Source organism: Brevundimonas sp. NIBR11 (genome assembly GCF_027912535.1).
GTDB lineage: Bacteria > Pseudomonadota > Alphaproteobacteria > Caulobacterales > Caulobacteraceae > Brevundimonas.
In genome coordinates this window covers 2,951,921-2,966,714 of sequence record NZ_CP115465.1, presented here as the reverse complement: position 1 = coordinate 2,966,714, position 14,794 = coordinate 2,951,921, and the positions used below count along the sequence as shown (strand labels likewise).

The 14,794-nt window shown below is 69.4% G+C and carries 16 protein-coding genes; 7 read left to right on the top strand and 9 right to left on the bottom strand.

The window, feature by feature from the left end; genetic code table 11:
- Nucleotides 1–16: 16 nt before the first annotated feature.
- Nucleotides 17–553, top strand: a complete 537-nt coding sequence (locus tag O5O43_RS14900; RefSeq protein WP_271084685.1) for a hypothetical protein — start codon at nucleotides 17–19, stop codon at nucleotides 551–553.
- Nucleotides 554–611: 58 nt separating this feature from the next.
- Here O5O43_RS14900 and pgi read toward each other — a convergent pair whose 3' ends face one another.
- Nucleotides 612–2,207, bottom strand: a complete 1,596-nt coding sequence (gene pgi, locus O5O43_RS14895) for a glucose-6-phosphate isomerase (protein WP_271084684.1) — start codon at nucleotides 2,205–2,207, stop codon at nucleotides 612–614.
- An 83-nt stretch (nucleotides 2,208–2,290) separates the two neighbouring features.
- Between pgi and O5O43_RS14890 the strand changes: the two genes are divergently transcribed.
- Entirely contained in the window at nucleotides 2,291–2,761 is a 471-nt protein-coding gene (locus O5O43_RS14890; protein ID WP_271084683.1) for a hypothetical protein, read from the top strand.
- 116 nt (nucleotides 2,762–2,877) lie between these two features.
- Here O5O43_RS14890 and O5O43_RS14885 read toward each other — a convergent pair whose 3' ends face one another.
- Genes O5O43_RS14885 through O5O43_RS14875 form a run of 3 tightly spaced genes read right to left on the bottom strand, consistent with a single transcriptional unit; the run spans nucleotide 2,878 to nucleotide 5,725 of the window.
- Complete coding sequence (locus O5O43_RS14885) at nucleotides 2,878–5,055, bottom strand: protein-disulfide reductase DsbD domain-containing protein (protein ID WP_271084682.1); 2,178 nt, start codon at nucleotides 5,053–5,055, stop codon at nucleotides 2,878–2,880.
- Nucleotides 5,056–5,109: 54 nt separating this feature from the next.
- The gene (locus O5O43_RS14880) at nucleotides 5,110–5,286 is read right to left on the bottom strand and encodes a Flp family type IVb pilin (RefSeq protein WP_271084681.1); all 177 of its coding nucleotides are present in this window, start codon (nucleotides 5,284–5,286) and stop codon (nucleotides 5,110–5,112) included.
- Between the two features lie 25 nt (nucleotides 5,287–5,311).
- A complete protein-coding gene (locus O5O43_RS14875; RefSeq protein WP_271084680.1) occupies nucleotides 5,312–5,725 on the bottom strand; it encodes a (deoxy)nucleoside triphosphate pyrophosphohydrolase in 414 nt (137 codons plus the stop codon).
- A gap of 135 nt (nucleotides 5,726–5,860) precedes the next feature.
- Between O5O43_RS14875 and O5O43_RS14870 the strand changes: the two genes are divergently transcribed.
- From O5O43_RS14870 to O5O43_RS14855, 4 genes are all read left to right on the top strand, one after another.
- Nucleotides 5,861–6,301 (top strand): DUF350 domain-containing protein, encoded by a 441-nt coding sequence (locus tag O5O43_RS14870; RefSeq protein ID WP_271084679.1) that lies wholly within the window; start codon nucleotides 5,861–5,863, stop codon nucleotides 6,299–6,301.
- Nucleotides 6,302–6,311: 10 nt separating this feature from the next.
- Entirely contained in the window at nucleotides 6,312–7,142 is an 831-nt protein-coding gene (locus O5O43_RS14865; protein ID WP_271084678.1) for a serine protease, read from the top strand.
- Nucleotides 7,139–7,777: a LysE family translocator gene (locus O5O43_RS14860; protein ID WP_271084677.1), complete on the top strand. Its 639-nt coding sequence runs from the start codon at nucleotides 7,139–7,141 to the stop codon at nucleotides 7,775–7,777. The genes O5O43_RS14865 and O5O43_RS14860 overlap by 4 nt, the downstream gene beginning before the upstream one ends.
- 85 nt (nucleotides 7,778–7,862) lie before the next feature.
- Complete coding sequence (locus O5O43_RS14855; RefSeq protein ID WP_271084676.1) at nucleotides 7,863–8,414, top strand: hypothetical protein; 552 nt, start codon at nucleotides 7,863–7,865, stop codon at nucleotides 8,412–8,414.
- A 21-nt stretch (nucleotides 8,415–8,435) separates the two neighbouring features.
- On the opposite strand, the gene O5O43_RS14850 is transcribed toward O5O43_RS14855, so the two are convergent.
- The 3 genes from O5O43_RS14850 to O5O43_RS14840 all read right to left on the bottom strand — a co-directional run bounded on the left by O5O43_RS14850 (nucleotide 8,436) and on the right by O5O43_RS14840 (nucleotide 11,295).
- Nucleotides 8,436–9,461 carry an alpha/beta hydrolase gene (locus O5O43_RS14850; protein ID WP_271084675.1) on the bottom strand — a complete coding sequence of 342 codons (1,026 nt, stop codon included), beginning with the start codon at nucleotides 9,459–9,461 and terminating at the stop codon, nucleotides 8,436–8,438.
- On the bottom strand, nucleotides 9,458–10,321 hold the full coding sequence (locus O5O43_RS14845) for a methyltransferase (protein ID WP_271084674.1): 864 nt from the start codon (nucleotides 10,319–10,321) through the stop codon (nucleotides 9,458–9,460). Before O5O43_RS14845 ends, O5O43_RS14850 begins: the two co-directional genes overlap by 4 nt.
- Before the next feature lie 143 nt (nucleotides 10,322–10,464).
- A complete protein-coding gene (locus O5O43_RS14840; RefSeq protein ID WP_271084673.1) occupies nucleotides 10,465–11,295 on the bottom strand; it encodes a methyltransferase in 831 nt (276 codons plus the stop codon).
- Nucleotides 11,296–11,539: 244 nt separating this feature from the next.
- Between O5O43_RS14840 and O5O43_RS14835 the strand changes: the two genes are divergently transcribed.
- Nucleotides 11,540–12,001: an Hsp20 family protein gene (locus O5O43_RS14835; RefSeq protein WP_271084672.1), complete on the top strand. Its 462-nt coding sequence runs from the start codon at nucleotides 11,540–11,542 to the stop codon at nucleotides 11,999–12,001.
- A 57-nt stretch (nucleotides 12,002–12,058) separates the two neighbouring features.
- Here O5O43_RS14835 and O5O43_RS14830 read toward each other — a convergent pair whose 3' ends face one another.
- On the bottom strand, nucleotides 12,059–13,312 hold the full coding sequence (locus tag O5O43_RS14830; protein ID WP_271084671.1) for a pentapeptide repeat-containing protein: 1,254 nt from the start codon (nucleotides 13,310–13,312) through the stop codon (nucleotides 12,059–12,061).
- Nucleotides 13,309–14,580, bottom strand: a complete 1,272-nt coding sequence (locus O5O43_RS14825) for a pentapeptide repeat-containing protein (RefSeq protein ID WP_271084670.1) — start codon at nucleotides 14,578–14,580, stop codon at nucleotides 13,309–13,311. Before O5O43_RS14825 ends, O5O43_RS14830 begins: the two co-directional genes overlap by 4 nt.
- Nucleotides 14,581–14,794 lie beyond the last annotated feature (214 nt).

The following is a 14,794-nucleotide window of genomic DNA, read 5'->3' as shown; positions in this document are numbered from 1 at the left end:
CTTGGAGGGTGAACCAATGAAGATGTCTCGCATGATCGCCGTGGGCGCCGTCGCCCTGACCCTGAGCGCCCTGGCCATGCCCGCCGCCGCCCAGCATCGCTACGACCGTCACCGCGGCGATGACGACGGCGACGCTGTCGCGGGTCTTGTGATCGGCGCCGTAGTCGGCGGGATCGCGGGCGCGGTCATTGGCGATGGAGACGATCGCTATGTGGCCGGTGGCGCGCTCGCAGGGGCCGCCCTGGGGGCGGCGGCCGCCAGCGACGACGACTACCGCGGCTATCGGTCCTACGGCAGCTACGGCTATTCCTACGCCCCGTCCTATTCCTACAGCGGCTACGGCGGCGGCTACCGTTCCGACTGCGACTACTGGCGCGACGGTCGCTGCTGGCGCAATCGCGGCCACTGGGAGCGGGAGCACGGCATCAACAGCCGTGATCCGCGCTGGGAGCAGCGCCGCGACTACCGTGATTATCGGCGCGACGAGCGCCGCGACCGTCGTGACGATCGTCGCGACCGCCGGGACGACGACCGCCACTGGCGCAACTACTGATCGAGACGGGCGCTCCGGCGCCCGTTTCCTGAGTTCAGAACGGAGCCTTCGAGCCTCGTTACATCAGGCGGGTCAGCAATGAGGCGGTCGATGGATCAAGGCCCTCCGAAGGCCCGCCGGCCGCGACGTCCTTTAGGATCGCCTTGGCCAGCACCTTGCCCAGCTCCACGCCCCACTGGTCGAAGGAGTTGATGTCCCAGATCACGCCCTCGACGAAGGTCTTGTGCTCGTAGAGGGCCAGAAGCGCGCCCAGCGTTTCGGGCGTCAGACGCTCCATGACAATGGAGGTCGAAGGCCGGTTGCCGGGGAAGGTCTTATGCGTCGCCAGCCGGTCAGCCTCGCTCGCGTCGGCGCCGGACGCGATCAGTTCGGCCCGGGCCTCCTTCGTCGTCTTGCCCATCATCAGGGCCTGGCCTTGGGCCAGGGCGTTGGACCACAGCGGGCTTTCTGGGGCGTCGGCATGCGTCTTCGCCACGATCACGAATTCGGCCGGAACGACCTGCGGCCCCTGATGGATCTGCTGGAAGAAGGCGTGCTGGCCATTGGTGCCGGGCTCACCGAAGACCACGGGACAGGTCTGGCGCGTCACGGGCGAGCCGTCGCGATGCACCCTCTTGCCGTTCGACTCCATCTCCAGCTGCTGCAGGAAGGAGGGCAGGCGACGCAGGGCATGCGCATAGGGCGCGACGGTGCGGGCCGGGCGGTTCAGGGCATCGACGTTCCATACCTGGGCCAGGGCCATCAGGACGGGGGCGTTCTTCTCCAACGGGGCGGCGACGAAATGGTCGTCCATAGCGGCGGCGCCCGCCAGCAGGCCGTCGAACACGTCTGGTCCGAGCGCGATGACGCACGACAGGCTGACCGCCGACCACAGGGAATAGCGGCCGCCGACCCAGTCTCTGAACGCAAAGGTGCGCGCGCAGCCGAAGGCCTTGGCCTTGTCGGGTGCGGCGGTGACGCCGATGAAATGCTTGTCGCGACCGGCCTCAGGCAGGCCCGCCGCCAGCCAGGCCTTGGCCGCCTCGGCATTGGCCAGGGTCTCCTGGGTGGTGAAGGTCTTGGACACGACGACGACCAGGGTGGTTTCGGGATCCAGCCCGGTAAGGGCCTCGGCCATGTCGCGCGGATCGATGTTGGCGACGAAGCGCAGGTCGATAGCGGGGTCGAGCGGGCGCAGCGCGTCCCAGACGACGCGGGGACCGAGGTCCGACCCGCCGATACCGACGTGGACGATGGCCTTGAACGGCTTCCCGGTCGCGCCGGTCTCTGCGCCCGATCGGACGGCGGCGGCGTAGGCCGCCATGTCGGCGCGCACGGCGGCGACCTCTGCGGAAACAGGCTCCCCCAGCGCGCGGAAAGCGGCGCCTGCCAACGCACGCAGGGCCGGATGCAGCACCGCCCGTCCCTCGGTGGAGTTGATCGCCTCCCCGCCGAACAGGCGGGCGCGGGCCGCCTCGACCCCTGCGGAACGGGCTAAGTCCAGACAGGTCTCGAAACCCGCCTTCGTCCAGCTCTGTTTCGATAGGTCGAGATACAGGCCCGCCGCCTCGACCGACATCCTCGCAACCCGATCGGGGTCGCCCGCGAACTGATCCACGATGCGGGCGTCGGCGTCCCGCGCGGCGGCGGCGTCGAAAGCGGTCCAGTCGGTCATCATATATATCCCGTTAAGCAAGGTCTCGTTTACGGGTCGGGCGTAGACCGGATCAATCGTCGATTCGCGAAAGGTCGTCTTCCATGTCCTGTGGCATCGTCCTCGCCGCCGCCCTGCTGCTGTCGGACCCGAACGTGGCGCTTGCCGCCGCCGAACCGGCCGCCGTGGCCGGCGCCCCGATCTCCATCGCCGCCGAGCCCCTGTTCGCCGACATCGTCAGCCGCGCCGGCGCCCTCAAGACCGTCGTCGACAGCTGGAACGGCGCCCTGCCGCCCGACTTCGCCGCCTTCCGCACCCGCGCCGAGGAACTGGCCGCCCTGGACATGCAGGGTCACCTGATCCTCAAGGAGCGCGGCACCGACGGCGACCTGAAATGCATCCTGCGGGGCATCTCCGAGGACATTTCGACCAAGCTGACCGCCGTCGAAGCCGCTGACAACGACGCCTCGCGCGCCACCGCCCTGTCGGAACTGTCCTATCTGCTGAACGACAACGTCGAGGTCATCACGACCCCGCCGCACCCCGACGCCCAGTCCGGCGTGGCTGCGGACTGACAGAACGCTCTCCTGCCTACGCGAAGCATGGGAAGGTGGATGCGAGCCCTTCGCGAGCAGACGGAGGGGGCGACCGCGTTTCGCCGGTTTGACGCCGGCCCCTTCCTTCGATGAACTCAGGGTCGGGCGGCCTCCAGGGCTTCGATCACGACCCCTTCGGTCAGTAGCTGGGGCAGGATGCGCGGCTCGGGCGAGCCCGGCGCGTAGACCAGATAGAGCGGAACGCCGGACCGACGGCGCCGCTCCAGCTCGCCGGTGATCGCGTCATCCCGTCGCGTCCAGTCTCCGATCAGATAGACAGCATTGGTCGCCGCCAGGCTCTCGGCCACCCGTGCGGAGCCCAGCGAGGTGCGCTCATTGATCTTGCAGGTGACGCACCAGTCGGCCGTGAAGTTGACCAGCACCGGCCGCCCCTCCGCCTGCGCGGCGCGGACGGCCTGCTCCGACCAGGGCTGGGAAGCGAGCGCACCCGCCGGGGCGGATCCCGCATTGGACTCCGACCGGGCCAGACTGACCGCCGCCCCGCTCACGCCGATGGCCGAGACGATGGCGAGGGCCGCCGCGACCGCGCTGACGACGGCGGTCCCGCCCTCGGCCCGACGCGCCTGATTGATCCCCACCAGCCAGAGGCCGAGCGTCAGAAGCAGCGCGGCGACGAACAGGACGCCCAAGGCATCCTCTCCCGCCTGTCGCGCGAAGACCCAGATCAGCCAGAGGCCCGCCCCGTACATGGGGAAGGCGAGGACGCCCTTCAGCCGTTCCATCCACGCGCCCGGGCGCGGCAGCAGGCCGAGCAGACGCGGCGACAGGCTGACGACGACATAGGGCAGGGCCAGACCCAGGCCCAGCATCAGGAACACCACCAGCGCCATCGGCCAGGGCATCACCAGCGCCGCTCCCAGGGCGAAGGCCATGAAGGGCGCCGTGCAGGGCGCGGCCACCACCACCGCCAGCACCCCGGTGGAGAAGGCGCCCACCCCGCCGGGCAAACGCGACAGCTGGCTGGACCCTGCGGCCTGCAAACCGGCGCCGATGTGGAAGACGTTCGACAGGTTCAGCCCCACGGCCAGCATCAGCAGGGCCAGGGCCGCCACCACGCCCGGCGACTGCAGCTGGAAGCCCCAGCCGATGGCCTGCCCGCCAGCACGCAGAGCCAGCAGCGCTCCGGCCAGAACGAAGAAGGTCGCCAGCACACCGCCGAGGAAGGCCAGACCGTCGCGCCGCGCCTCCTTCGGATCGTGCGCCGACCCGGCCAGAGACGCCGCCTTCATGGCCAGGATCGGGAAGACGCAGGGCATCAGGTTCAGGATCAGCCCGCCCAACAGGGCGAACAGGGCCGCCTGGAGGAAGCCGATCAGGGACACGCCCTCCCCGGAAGCCTCGCCCTCGGAAAGATCCAGCGCCGCGCCGCCTCCGGCTCCCGACAGAGCCGGACCCGGCGTCGCCTCGATTTCCCAGGCCCCCTCATCGGTGGCGAGGACGCCCGCGATCGGCCCTGTCAGGCCCGAGGCCGTGATCCGTCCGCCGGGGGCGAGATCCAGAGTCACTCCCTCCGGTCCCCGCTCGCCGGGCTGGGGCGCCGCATGTGCGACGGTTCCGCTGTCGAAAGGGAAGAACCAGGCCCGGCCCGGCTCCAGCCCCGCGAGTGGCCCGCCCGTCGCGGTCAGGCGAAGGACGCCGCCCTCCAGCGCCACCCGCGCCTCGATCCCGGCCGGACGCGGCGCGGTCTCGACCACCGACTGGATCGCCGCGCCGTGTGTCGCGTCCAGCGGGGCGGCCCCGTCGCGGATGGGCAGGTTGAGCCGCAGCGTCAGCTCGTCGGGCACGCACATCTCGTCGCTGCAGACGAGGAAGAGGGCCGTAACCACCAGCGGGATCGTTGTCCCGGGCCGGGCGTCGCGGGGGATCTGGATCGGAACCGGCAAGTAGACCTGACCCTGATAGCCATAGTTCATCAGCGTCTGCAGCCGCTGCCGCTCCGGCAGGGGCCAGACGATGTCTCCGGCCGAGACCTCGCTGGGCAAGGTCCATTCCAGGGCCGTCGCCCCGCCGGAATCGCCAGGATTGCGCCAGTAGGTGTGCCAACCGGGCTGGATCTCCTGGCGGATAGCCACGATGGCGGTCGAACCAGGGGCGGCCCACTGGCTCATGGAGACCAGTTCGGCCTCGATCCGTTCGGTGCGCTGGGGACCGGCTGCAACGGCCGTAGGAGCGAGGCTGACGCCCGGAGCCTGAGCCGCAACCGGCGTCGTGGCGAACAGCAGGACGGAGAGAAGGGCGAGGAGGCGCGACATGGACGGAGACTTAGCGGGCGACAGCCCTCGCCGCCACGTTCCAGTGGGTCGCGGTCAGGCCGTAGCTGCGCTGACGGCGGTCGAGACCTTGTCGAAGGTGCCCGTAGCCTTGCCGGCGAACAGGGTGACTGCGCCGACGATGACTAGGAAGATCATGGCCACGATCAGCCCGTATTCGATGGCGGTGGCGCCGCTGTCGTTCTTCAGGAACCGTCGGATCAGGGTCGTCATCGGCGGCCCTCCTGCGAGGCGAAATCTAGAGAAGGTCGCGCAACCAGGCGACCAGCGGAGCGTCTGCGGGCGGCATGGGATAGTCCGAAAGCTTGTTCGGCTTCACCCAAGCCAGGGCGGCGTGTTCGCGCTTGACGACCACGCCGGACCAGCGCCGGCACAGGTACAATGGCATCAAGAGGTGAAACGATTCGTAAGCGTGGCTCGCGAAGACGAAGGGGGCCAGACAGGCCTCGTTGACGTCTATGCCCAGCTCCTCGTTCAGTTCGCGGATCAGGGCCTGTTCGGGCCGTTCGCCGGGTTCGACCTTGCCGCCCGGAAACTCCCACAGGCCGGCCAGGGCCTTCCCTTCCGGTCGCTGGGCGATGAGCACGCGGCCGTCCACGTCGATCAGGGCGACCGCGACAACCAGGACTGTGGGCAGGGCGGCTTCGGACATGGCCCGCCTTAGCGTTCTGGGGCCATGGTCTGCAATCATTGGTCATCCAGTGTGTCCGCCGCGTCCTTGCGGATTGGGGCGACAATCGGGCAAGCACGGTGCGCCCTCGTATCTTTGAGACCGTCACCGCCCCCCATGGCCCCGTCCCTGTCAGACACCCTGTCGAGCCCCGAGGTTCAGGCTTTCGCCAGCGGATTCCCGGTGCTGGTGGTACACCTCGTCGTGACCTTCGGCCTCCTGGCCGTGGGGTCTGTGATCTATGCCCTGCTGACGCCGTGGAAGGAGATCGCCCTGATCCGAGAGGGCAACGCCGCCGCCAGCGTGGCCTTCGGCGGTGTCCTGATCGGCCTGGCCATTCCGCTGGCGGTGTCGATGTCGGTCTCGACCTCTGTGGCGGACATCGCGCTCTGGGGTCTGGCGACCCTGGTGCTCCAGCTTCTGGCCTTCCGCATCGTCGATCTGGTTCTGACGGGCCTGCCGCAGCGGATCCAGGAAGGCGAGATCTCGGCGGCCGTGCTGCTGGTCTCGGCCAAGCTGGCCACGGCCCTGATCCTTGCCGCCGCCCTGACGGGCTGAGCCCGGCCCTATGCATCTTCCCCGTCCGCCGGACTGGCTGATCTATTCCAGCGTGGTCTTCGCCCTGGTGCTGGGCTCCCTCGCCCGCCGCGAGAACGCCGACGCCCCGCCCGCCCCGCCGCCGCCGGACGAGATGGAGGGCGCGCTCCTCGGTCCGATCACGCCCTTCGATCCCTCCGTGACGGTGACGGCGCCCGACAGCCCCTTCCAGCCCTCGGCCGGCACCGCCTTTTCCATCGCCGGTCGCGGTCGCTGGCTGACGGCGCGCCATGTCGTGGAGGGCTGCCGCAAGCCGGCTCTGGTGGTCGGCGGCGGTCGAGCCGTGGCGGCCGACGTCCGCCTGTCGCCGCGCGCCGACATCGCTCTTCTGATCACGGCCGGCGGACCGCCCGCCCTGCCGGTCGCGACGAACACTCCCCTGAATGTCGGCATGCGCGGCTTCCACCCCGGTTTCCCGCAAGGCGATCCGGGCGAGGTCACGTCCCGGCTTCTGGGTCGCGAAACGCTGAAGGTGCGGGGACGCGGCGCGCGCGACGAGCCCGTTCTGGCCTGGGCCGAGGTCGGCCGCACCTCCGGCCTGGAAGGCACGCTGGCGGGGCTTTCCGGCGCTCCGGTTCTGGATCGCCGCGGCCGGGTCGTGGCCCTGACCATCGCCGAGGCTCCGCGCCGGGGTCGGCTGTACACTACCGCGCCCGATACGCTTGGGCCCGCCATTCGGGGTGAACAGCGGCCGGACGAGCAGCTGCTGAGCGAGCCGATCACGGTCGACAACTACGGCCGGGTCGCCGACGACCTTCGTCGCGACCTCCGCGTCGCTCAGGTCGTGTGCCTGTCGACGTGAACAGTCTGCCTGTCGATCCGCACCTCTATCTGGTCTTTCTGGGCGTGATGGCCGTGATGGCCGTCACGCCGGGACCGGCGAACCTGTTCTCGATCGCCACGGGCATGGAGCGGGGCAAGCGGGCGGTTCTGGTCGCTGTGGCCGGGATGAATGTCGCGACCCTGGTCTGGTTCGCCGCCGCCGCCCTGGGCCTCGGCGCCATGGTCGCCGCCTTCCCGCAGGTGTTCAAAGTGATCGCGGTGGCCGGCGCCGTGTATGTCGCCTGGCTGGGCATCTCGTCGATCCGGAGCGCCTTCTCCCCCGCGCCTGTCGAGGTCTCGACGGAGGGCCGGACCCAGCTGCGGCGACCCGCCTTCGTCGACGGCTTTCTGGTCCAGATCGCCAACCCCAAGGCGGTGCTGTTCTTCACCGCCGTTCTGCCGCCCTTCCTCGATGTGGATCGGTCCATGCCGCCCCAACTGGCCCTTTTCGCCCTGGCCGTCATCGGCATGGACGTCATCACCATGAGCGCCTACGGTCTGGCTGGCGCCGCCCTGGCGCGGCGGATGAGCGAGCCTCGATTCCGGCGCGGCTTCGGCGTCTTCGTCGGCTCCCTGCTTCTGATTGCCGCAGTCCTGATTGTGTCGCGTTTATAGAGACTTGCGGAGCGGTGGAACGTCGCTGTTCATGCGCCGTTCAGGGGAGATGACGGATTTTCCGCCGAGTATCCGGAGCCTCCCTATGAAACTCTCCATGAAATCCCTGGTGGTGGTCGCAGCCTCGGCCCTGACCCTGGCGGCCTGCGCCACCTCCACCGCCTACGCGCCCGCCGGCTTCAACGGCCAGCGCGGCGGCTATGCCGAACAGCGGCTCGAGAACGACCGCTACCGCGTCAGCTTCTCGGGCAACTCGGTCACCTCGCGAGAACAGGTCGAGATGGGCCTCCTGCTCCGCGCCGCCGAACTGACGACCGAGAACGGCTACGACTGGTTCTCCACGGTCAACCGCGCGACCGACCGGGACACCCGCTTCCAAACCATCGGTGATCCGTTCTTCAACCGCTACAGCCCGTTCTGGGGCCCGTCGTGGCGCTACTACGGCCCGCGCGGCTGGAGCCGGTGGAACGACCCGTTCTGGGGCCGCGACGACTTCGACGTGCGCCAGATCGACCGCTACGAGGCGACCACCGAGATCGTCATGGGTCGCGGGGCCAAGCCCGCCGGCGACGCCAACGCCTTCGACGCGCGTGAAGTCATCGCCAACATCGGCGGCAGCGTGACCCGCCCGATGTAAGGATCAGGTCGACGCGACGCCTCAGGCGACCGCGTCGGCCTCCGCCTTCACCGGCGCCAGGTCGTGGATGGGCGAGACATAGTCCGCCATCGCGTCGAACTCGTTCAGGAAGACCGCCCGCAGGTCGTCGGTCTCCATGATGGGCTCGTGCTTTGCGTGGTCGATCTCGACATAGCGCCCCCGGCCCAGCCGTTTCGCGGCCCAGCGGTTGGTCTGTTTCCAAACCCGCTCGTCATCGCCCGACTGCACGATGGTGCAGGGAATGTTCACCGACTTGAGCGCCTTGGGCTTCAACGCTCGCTCGCCCGCGTCCAGTGCGAAGGCCAGCCAGCCCCAGGTCGGGCCGCCGACCGCCAGGTGGGGGCAGGCGTAGAGCTGCTGACGCCACAGCTCGTAGCGGGTTTCGTCGGACGTCAGGGCGTCCTTCTCGAAGGTGTGGTCGAAGGGATCGTCGGGGTCGTCCAGCACGAAGTCCCCGGCCTTGCCGTGGCGCACATTCCAGCGCACCGCCAGCTTGACCGACCACATGGACCGCTTGCCGGTCTTGATGCGCAGCATGGGGCTGGTCAGGATCGCGCCCGCGAACCGCTTCTCTCCGGCCTCGAGGGCCAAGAGATTCAGCACGGCTCCCATGGAGTGGCCGACCATGATCCACGGCTTGGGCGCGCGGGTCTCGAACGCGTCCAGCAGACGGGCGTAGTCGTCCTGAAACTCCTCCACCGCCCGGGCGTGGCCCTTGAGCCGGTCCGGCAGCAGGCGGGCCGACAGCCCCTGTCCGCGCCAGTCGTGGGCGAGGACGCACCAGCCGCGCGCGAGGAAGTTTCCGATGACCTCGAAATATTTCTCGATCGGCTCGGTCCGGCCGGGGCTCAGGACCACGGTGCCGCGCGGCTTGGGAGCCACCAGGGCCGAGGGCGTCCAGAAGGCGGCGCGCAGGCGCAGGCCCCCGGCCCCTCGGAACCATTCGCCGACGCCTCCCGGAGGCGCGGCGGCGCCGGGAACCCCCATCAGGGGCGCATTGGCGGCGAAGGCGGCGGCGCGGTTCATTCGGGCTTTCTGAACTTCAGGGTCATGCGATCGCTCTCACCGATCGCGCGATATTTGGCGGTGTCGAACGTGGGATCGGGCGCCTCGCCTTGCGGGGCGGTTAACAGGCGCGGCGGCAGGGTCTCGACCCCGAACGGATGATCCTTGGTGTCCTCGGGATTGGCGTTGATCTCGGAGGCCGCGACGAAGACGAAGCCCGCCTCGGCCGCCAGTTGTTTGACGAAGGCCTCCTGGACATACCCGTTCGCCGCCGCCGGATCCTGATCCTCGTCGGGCGCCAGCCGGTGCTGTTCGACGCCCAGGATCCCGCCTGGCTTCAGCGCTGCATAGGCGTCTGCGAAAGCCTTCTCGGCGATGCCCGCGGCCATCCAGGCGTGGATGTTGCGCATGAACAGCGCCATGTCGACCGTGCCCGCCGGCGCGACGGGCCCCGTGGTGGGACCGAAGGCGCTGAACTTCACATCGCCGTACAGCCGCCGGTCCTCGCCGAAGCGGCGTTCGAAATTCGCCACCAGCGCGGCCTGGGCGGGGTTCGCCCCCTCGCCGGTCACGAAACCCGCGCCATAGTACTCGCCGCCGCCCTTGTTCAGATAGGGGGCCAGAATTTCAGTGTACCAGCCGCTGCCCGGCCAGAACTCCACCACATGCATCGCAGGTTGAAGGCCAAAGAACCTGAGGGTCTCCAGCGGGTGGCGGTAGATGTCTCGAGGTCGGTCCGCGGCGCGCCAGGGTCCCTGGATGGCCCATTCCAGCGAGCCTTCGGGCGGGCCGGCGGGGCCTTCGGGCGCGGCGGGCTTTTCTTTCTTGTTCCCACAGGCGGCGAGACCGCAGACCACCACGGAGCTGACGCCGACCAACATGGCCCGACGCGATGGTCCCGTCCGCCCGATCCGCGCCTGATCCCGCATCATTTCTCCCCAGCCGGCCGTGGTCCGGGGAGCGACGCCGCCCCGGGACGCTCTGGGATAGAGAGCTTCGCCAATGCCGTCAAAGCCTTGAAGCCTCAGCCTGGCTTGCGGAACCGCAGCGTCATGCGATCGCTCTCGCCGATGGCGTCATACTCCGCGCGTTCGGCGTCGGTCAGGGGCGTGGGGCGGTCGGTGGCGACGCCGTCACGCGGGGCCGAGGTCCGCACCGGCGGCAGGGTCCAGACGCCGAACGGATGGTCGTGGTCGTCCTTCGGATTGGCGTTCAGCTCGCTGCGGGCCTCAAGCACGAAGCCGGCGGCCTGGGCGGCGCGGATCACATAGCTCTCCGACACATAGCCGGTTGGGGCGGTGAGGTCGGGGTTCAGGCCCTCGTTGGCGCGGTGCTGTTCCACCGCCAGGATGCCGCCGGGTTTCAGGGCCTTGAAGAAGGCCTCCAGATAGAGGCCGGTGCGCTGCGGGTTGGAGCGGTGCCAGTTATGGAAGGCGCGAGCCACCACGATCATATCGGCCGTGCCGTCGGCCACGCCCATGCCTTCGAGCGGGCGGTTGACGGCGACATAGGTCCCGCCCGTCGCCGCCGCATAGGGTTGCAGGATGGCGCTCCACCAGCCGCCGCGGCCCGGCTCGATCTCAACGATCGTCGAGCCCGGCATCAGGCCCCAGAATGTCAGGGTCTCGAACGGGTGGCGATAAACGTCGCGGGCGATATCGGCGGCCGGACGCGTATCAGAGCCGATCGCGGCCTGGAGAGCTTCATCCTCCTGCAGCACGGGCGGCGGCATGGCCTCGCGGCGGGCGACGCGCTGGGCCTGGGTTTCGCCGAGGGTCGGCGCGGTCTGGGCGGCGGCGACGCCGGCGGTCAGCAGGCCGAGAGCGGTGGCGAGGACAAGTCTTGACGCGCGCATGGGCAACTCCGGAAATCAAGGTGGCGGCACCTTAGGCGCCGGTTGCGCGCGAGCAAGTGACGATCCCGCAACGAAGGGGGTCTTGACGCCGCACATCGGCTTCCCACCTTGCATTCCGAGAGCGCCGATCCCGGGCTCTTGCAGACCAGGCGGGGCCCAGAAGGGACCGTTCGGGCTGATCCCCACCGCCGACCCGGGCTAAAACGCGGGGCGGCTCAATCTTGCTGATGATCAGGAGATCGACATGCGTACCATCGACTTCACCCCTCTCTATCGTTCCGCCGTGGGCTTCGACCGCCTGGCCCGGCAGCTGGAAAGCGCCGCGCGCACCAGCCAGGAAAACGGCTGGCCGCCCTACAACATCGAAACCACCGGTGAGAACGAGTACCGGATCGAGATCGCCGTCGCCGGCTTCAAGCCCGATGAGCTGACCATCGAGGCCAAGGAGAACCAGCTGACCGTCACGGGCAGGAAGACCGCCAATGACGACGCCGCCAAGACCTATCTGCATCGTGGTCTGGCCGAACGCGACTTCGAGCGTCGCTTCCAACTGGCCGATTATGTCGTGGTCACCACGGCCTCGCTCGACAACGGCCTGCTGGCCATCAGCCTGAAGCGCGAACTGCCCGAGGCGCTGAAGCCCCGGCGCATCGAGATCGCGACGGGCGCGTCGACCTCGGCCTTGATCGAAGGCGAAGCCGCCTAGGCGACATCAATTCGGCAGAACGGGAAAGGGCGGTCCATTGGGCCGCCCTTTTTCGCGTCAGGCGGCGACCGCCGGGATGGCCATTCCGGTGACCCGGTCGAGGCAGGCGTCAGCGAGGTTCACCTCATCCATCATCGCCCCGGTGACGTCGGCGCCCAGAAGGTCCGTTCCGGCCATGTTGGCCTTCGACAGGACCGTGCGGTGCAGGACGGCGTAGCGCATCCGGGCCCCGCCGAGGCTGGCCGGAACATTGCGGGACGGGCCGAGCGGCAGGGGGCTGATGTCGGCCGCGGTCAGGTCGACCTTGGTCATCAAGGCCTCGCCGAAGCGGGCGCCGCGCAGATCGGCCTTGCCGAGAAGGGCGCCGCGCAGGTCAGCCTTCTCGAAATTCGCGCCCTGGAGCTGGGCGCCGCGCAGGTCCAGCCCGGCCAAGCAGGCGCCCTTGGCGCTCATCGCCGACAGCTTCAGGCCCTTCAGGCGATCGCCGAGCGGACGCAGGTCCTCGCCGTCGAGGATCGCCGGGCCGCCGAGGACCCCGCCGCTCTCGACCCAGGCGTTGGCGTCCAGGGCCAGTTCGTACAGTTGCTCGGCGCGGGCGATGGCGGCGGCCGTGGGTTCGCGAACGGCGCCGGTGGTGTCGGTCTTGTCCAGGCGGGCCCGGTCCATGGCCACGCCGGTCAGGATGGCGCCGCACAGGCGCGCGCCGGCCAGGTTGGCCCCGCCGACGTCGGCGCCTTCGAGCAGGGCGCCCGACAGGTCGGCGTCCTTGAGGTTCGCCCCGGTCAACCGGGCGCCGCGCATCGAACAGTCGGTGAAATCGGCCTTGCAGGCGCTGACACCGTCGAAGCGCGAGCCGTCGAGAGTCGCGCCGGAGAAGCGCGCGCCGTCGGCCTGACCCAGCCGGGTCTCGTGGCGGGCGGAGGCCAGGCCCTTGGTCTCATGCGGGACGGCGATGACGCCCTCGCGGAAGTCGGCCTGGGTCAGGTCGGCTTCCGAGAGGTCGGCGCCCTGCAGGCAGGTCCCGCGAATATCGGCGCGCTTCAGGCAGGCGCGGGTCAGGTCGGCGCCGCGCAGGTCGCAGCCGAACAGGACGGCGCGCTCCAGGCGGGCGCCGGCCATGTTGCAGTTCTCCAGGATGGAGCCGGAGAAGTCGGCGTCGTCGAGAATGCGATGCGCCATCGAGACGCCGGTCAGGTCGATGAACTTCAGCGACAGCTTGCGGCCTCCGGGCTTGCCGGAAACGAACCGCTCGTGGGCGGCCGCGAACATCTCGAAATCGCCTTGGCCCAGGCGGCGTCGTACCATCGTCATATCGGTTCCCCCTCCCGCTGGAGTCCTCGGACCCCCGCGAGAACCGCGTCAGTGAAATCGGCGAGGCGCGTCTGGGCGCCGTGTAGACTGGCCCGGGTCAGGTCCGCGCCGACGAGGACGCTGCGCCTCAGATCGGCCCCGGAAAGATCGGCCGAGCGCAGGACCGCGCCGGTCAGGTCGGCGGGCAGGAGCCGCTCGGGCCCCAGCATGAGCGGACCCAGCTGGGCTTCGCGCAGATCGGCGCCGTTCAGGCGCGCGCCCACCAGGCGGGCGCCGCGCAGGTCGGCGCGGCGCAGGTTGACCGACCTGAGATCGGCGCCCTCGAGGTGCGCGCCCTGCAGCTGCACCCCCTCCATGTTCAGGCCATAGAAGACCGCGCCCCGCGCCGACAGGGCCGTCAGGTTCAGGCCGGTGATCGAGCCGAGGCCGCGCAGGTCGACGTGATCGAACACCGACGGCTGGCCCTCGGCCCCGCCGCTTTCGCACCAGCGGGCGTGCTCGTGCAGCATGTCGGCCGCCGGGACCTGCGCCAGGGGCTCCCCGACCGATCCCATATCCGTCAGGGCGCCGTCGAGGTTGGCCCCATCGGTCCGCCAGGAGGTCGCATTGACCCCGACCAGGATGGCGTCGCGCAGATCGGCTCCGGTCAGGTCGGCTCCCGACATATCGGCTCCGGCCAGATCCGCGCCCTTGAAACAGGCCTGTTTCAGGTTGGCCCGGACCAACTTGCAGTCCTTCATGATGGCGTCGGAGAAGTCCGCCGACTGGGCCGCGATGCCCGACAGGCGCGACCGCTGAAGATTGGCGCCGACAAGGCTGGCGCCCTGGGCCTGGGTGATCTCGCGGCCCTTGGGCTCCATGACGCGGAAACCCACCTTGCGATCGGCCGAGGCGATCGTGCCTTCGCGCAGGTCGGCCTCGAACAGATCGGCCCCCGAGAGGTCGGCGCCGCGCAGGCAGGCGCCGCGCAGGTCGGCGCGCCGCAGGGAGGTCTCGATCAGGATGGCGTCCTGCATGTCCGCGCCGAAGAAGGATGCGTTGTCGAGCTTGCAGCCCGACAGGTCGCAACCGATCAGGGAGGCGGCCGCAAAGTCGGCGTCGGCGAGGTTGCGGCCCTTCAGGCTGAGGCCCGACAGGTCCATCCAGGCGAAGACGGCCCGGGCGCCGCCGGGGCGCGCCTGCCACAGGCGGTCGTGACGCGCGCAGATCGCGTCGAGCTCCTGCTGGCTGATGCGACGTCGAAGGACGCCTTCCTGGACCGCTGACATGATCTGATCATGGAACGGCGTCGCTTAAGGAAGGTTTTCGGAAACCGTCTTTTCTGGGACGGAGCACCGGGGCGGGCGGCGGATCCCCGGGTCGTCCGTTTGGTCATGACCGGAAATAGGGTGACGAAACGTGACCAAAGGTGACGGAACGGACAAATCCGAGGCCCCGAGCACACGGCAGCGACCGCTCCCGCCGGGAAGACGCGGGCGTCGA

What these genes read in the sequence shown, in the direction of transcription:
- O5O43_RS14900 (WP_271084685.1), top strand. Translation starts at nt 17, where the DNA reads ATGAAGATGTCTCGCATGATCGCCGTGGGCGCCGTCGCCCTGACCCTG.
- pgi (WP_271084684.1), bottom strand. Translation starts at nt 2,207, where the DNA reads ATGACCGACTGGACCGCTTTCGACGCCGCCGCCGCGCGGGACGCCGAC.
- O5O43_RS14890 (WP_271084683.1), top strand. Translation starts at nt 2,291, where the DNA reads ATGTCCTGTGGCATCGTCCTCGCCGCCGCCCTGCTGCTGTCGGACCCG.
- O5O43_RS14885 (WP_271084682.1), bottom strand. Translation starts at nt 5,055, where the DNA reads ATGTCGCGCCTCCTCGCCCTTCTCTCCGTCCTGCTGTTCGCCACGACG.
- O5O43_RS14880 (WP_271084681.1), bottom strand. Translation starts at nt 5,286, where the DNA reads ATGACGACCCTGATCCGACGGTTCCTGAAGAACGACAGCGGCGCCACC.
- O5O43_RS14875 (WP_271084680.1), bottom strand. Translation starts at nt 5,725, where the DNA reads ATGTCCGAAGCCGCCCTGCCCACAGTCCTGGTTGTCGCGGTCGCCCTG.
- O5O43_RS14870 (WP_271084679.1), top strand. Translation starts at nt 5,861, where the DNA reads ATGGCCCCGTCCCTGTCAGACACCCTGTCGAGCCCCGAGGTTCAGGCT.
- O5O43_RS14865 (WP_271084678.1), top strand. Translation starts at nt 6,312, where the DNA reads ATGCATCTTCCCCGTCCGCCGGACTGGCTGATCTATTCCAGCGTGGTC.
- O5O43_RS14855 (WP_271084676.1), top strand. Translation starts at nt 7,863, where the DNA reads ATGAAACTCTCCATGAAATCCCTGGTGGTGGTCGCAGCCTCGGCCCTG.
- O5O43_RS14850 (WP_271084675.1), bottom strand. Translation starts at nt 9,461, where the DNA reads ATGAACCGCGCCGCCGCCTTCGCCGCCAATGCGCCCCTGATGGGGGTT.
- O5O43_RS14845 (WP_271084674.1), bottom strand. Translation starts at nt 10,321, where the DNA reads ATGTTGGTCGGCGTCAGCTCCGTGGTGGTCTGCGGTCTCGCCGCCTGT.
- O5O43_RS14840 (WP_271084673.1), bottom strand. Translation starts at nt 11,295, where the DNA reads ATGCGCGCGTCAAGACTTGTCCTCGCCACCGCTCTCGGCCTGCTGACC.
- O5O43_RS14835 (WP_271084672.1), top strand. Translation starts at nt 11,540, where the DNA reads ATGCGTACCATCGACTTCACCCCTCTCTATCGTTCCGCCGTGGGCTTC.
- O5O43_RS14830 (WP_271084671.1), bottom strand. Translation starts at nt 13,312, where the DNA reads ATGACGATGGTACGACGCCGCCTGGGCCAAGGCGATTTCGAGATGTTC.
- O5O43_RS14825 (WP_271084670.1), bottom strand. Translation starts at nt 14,580, where the DNA reads ATGTCAGCGGTCCAGGAAGGCGTCCTTCGACGTCGCATCAGCCAGCAG.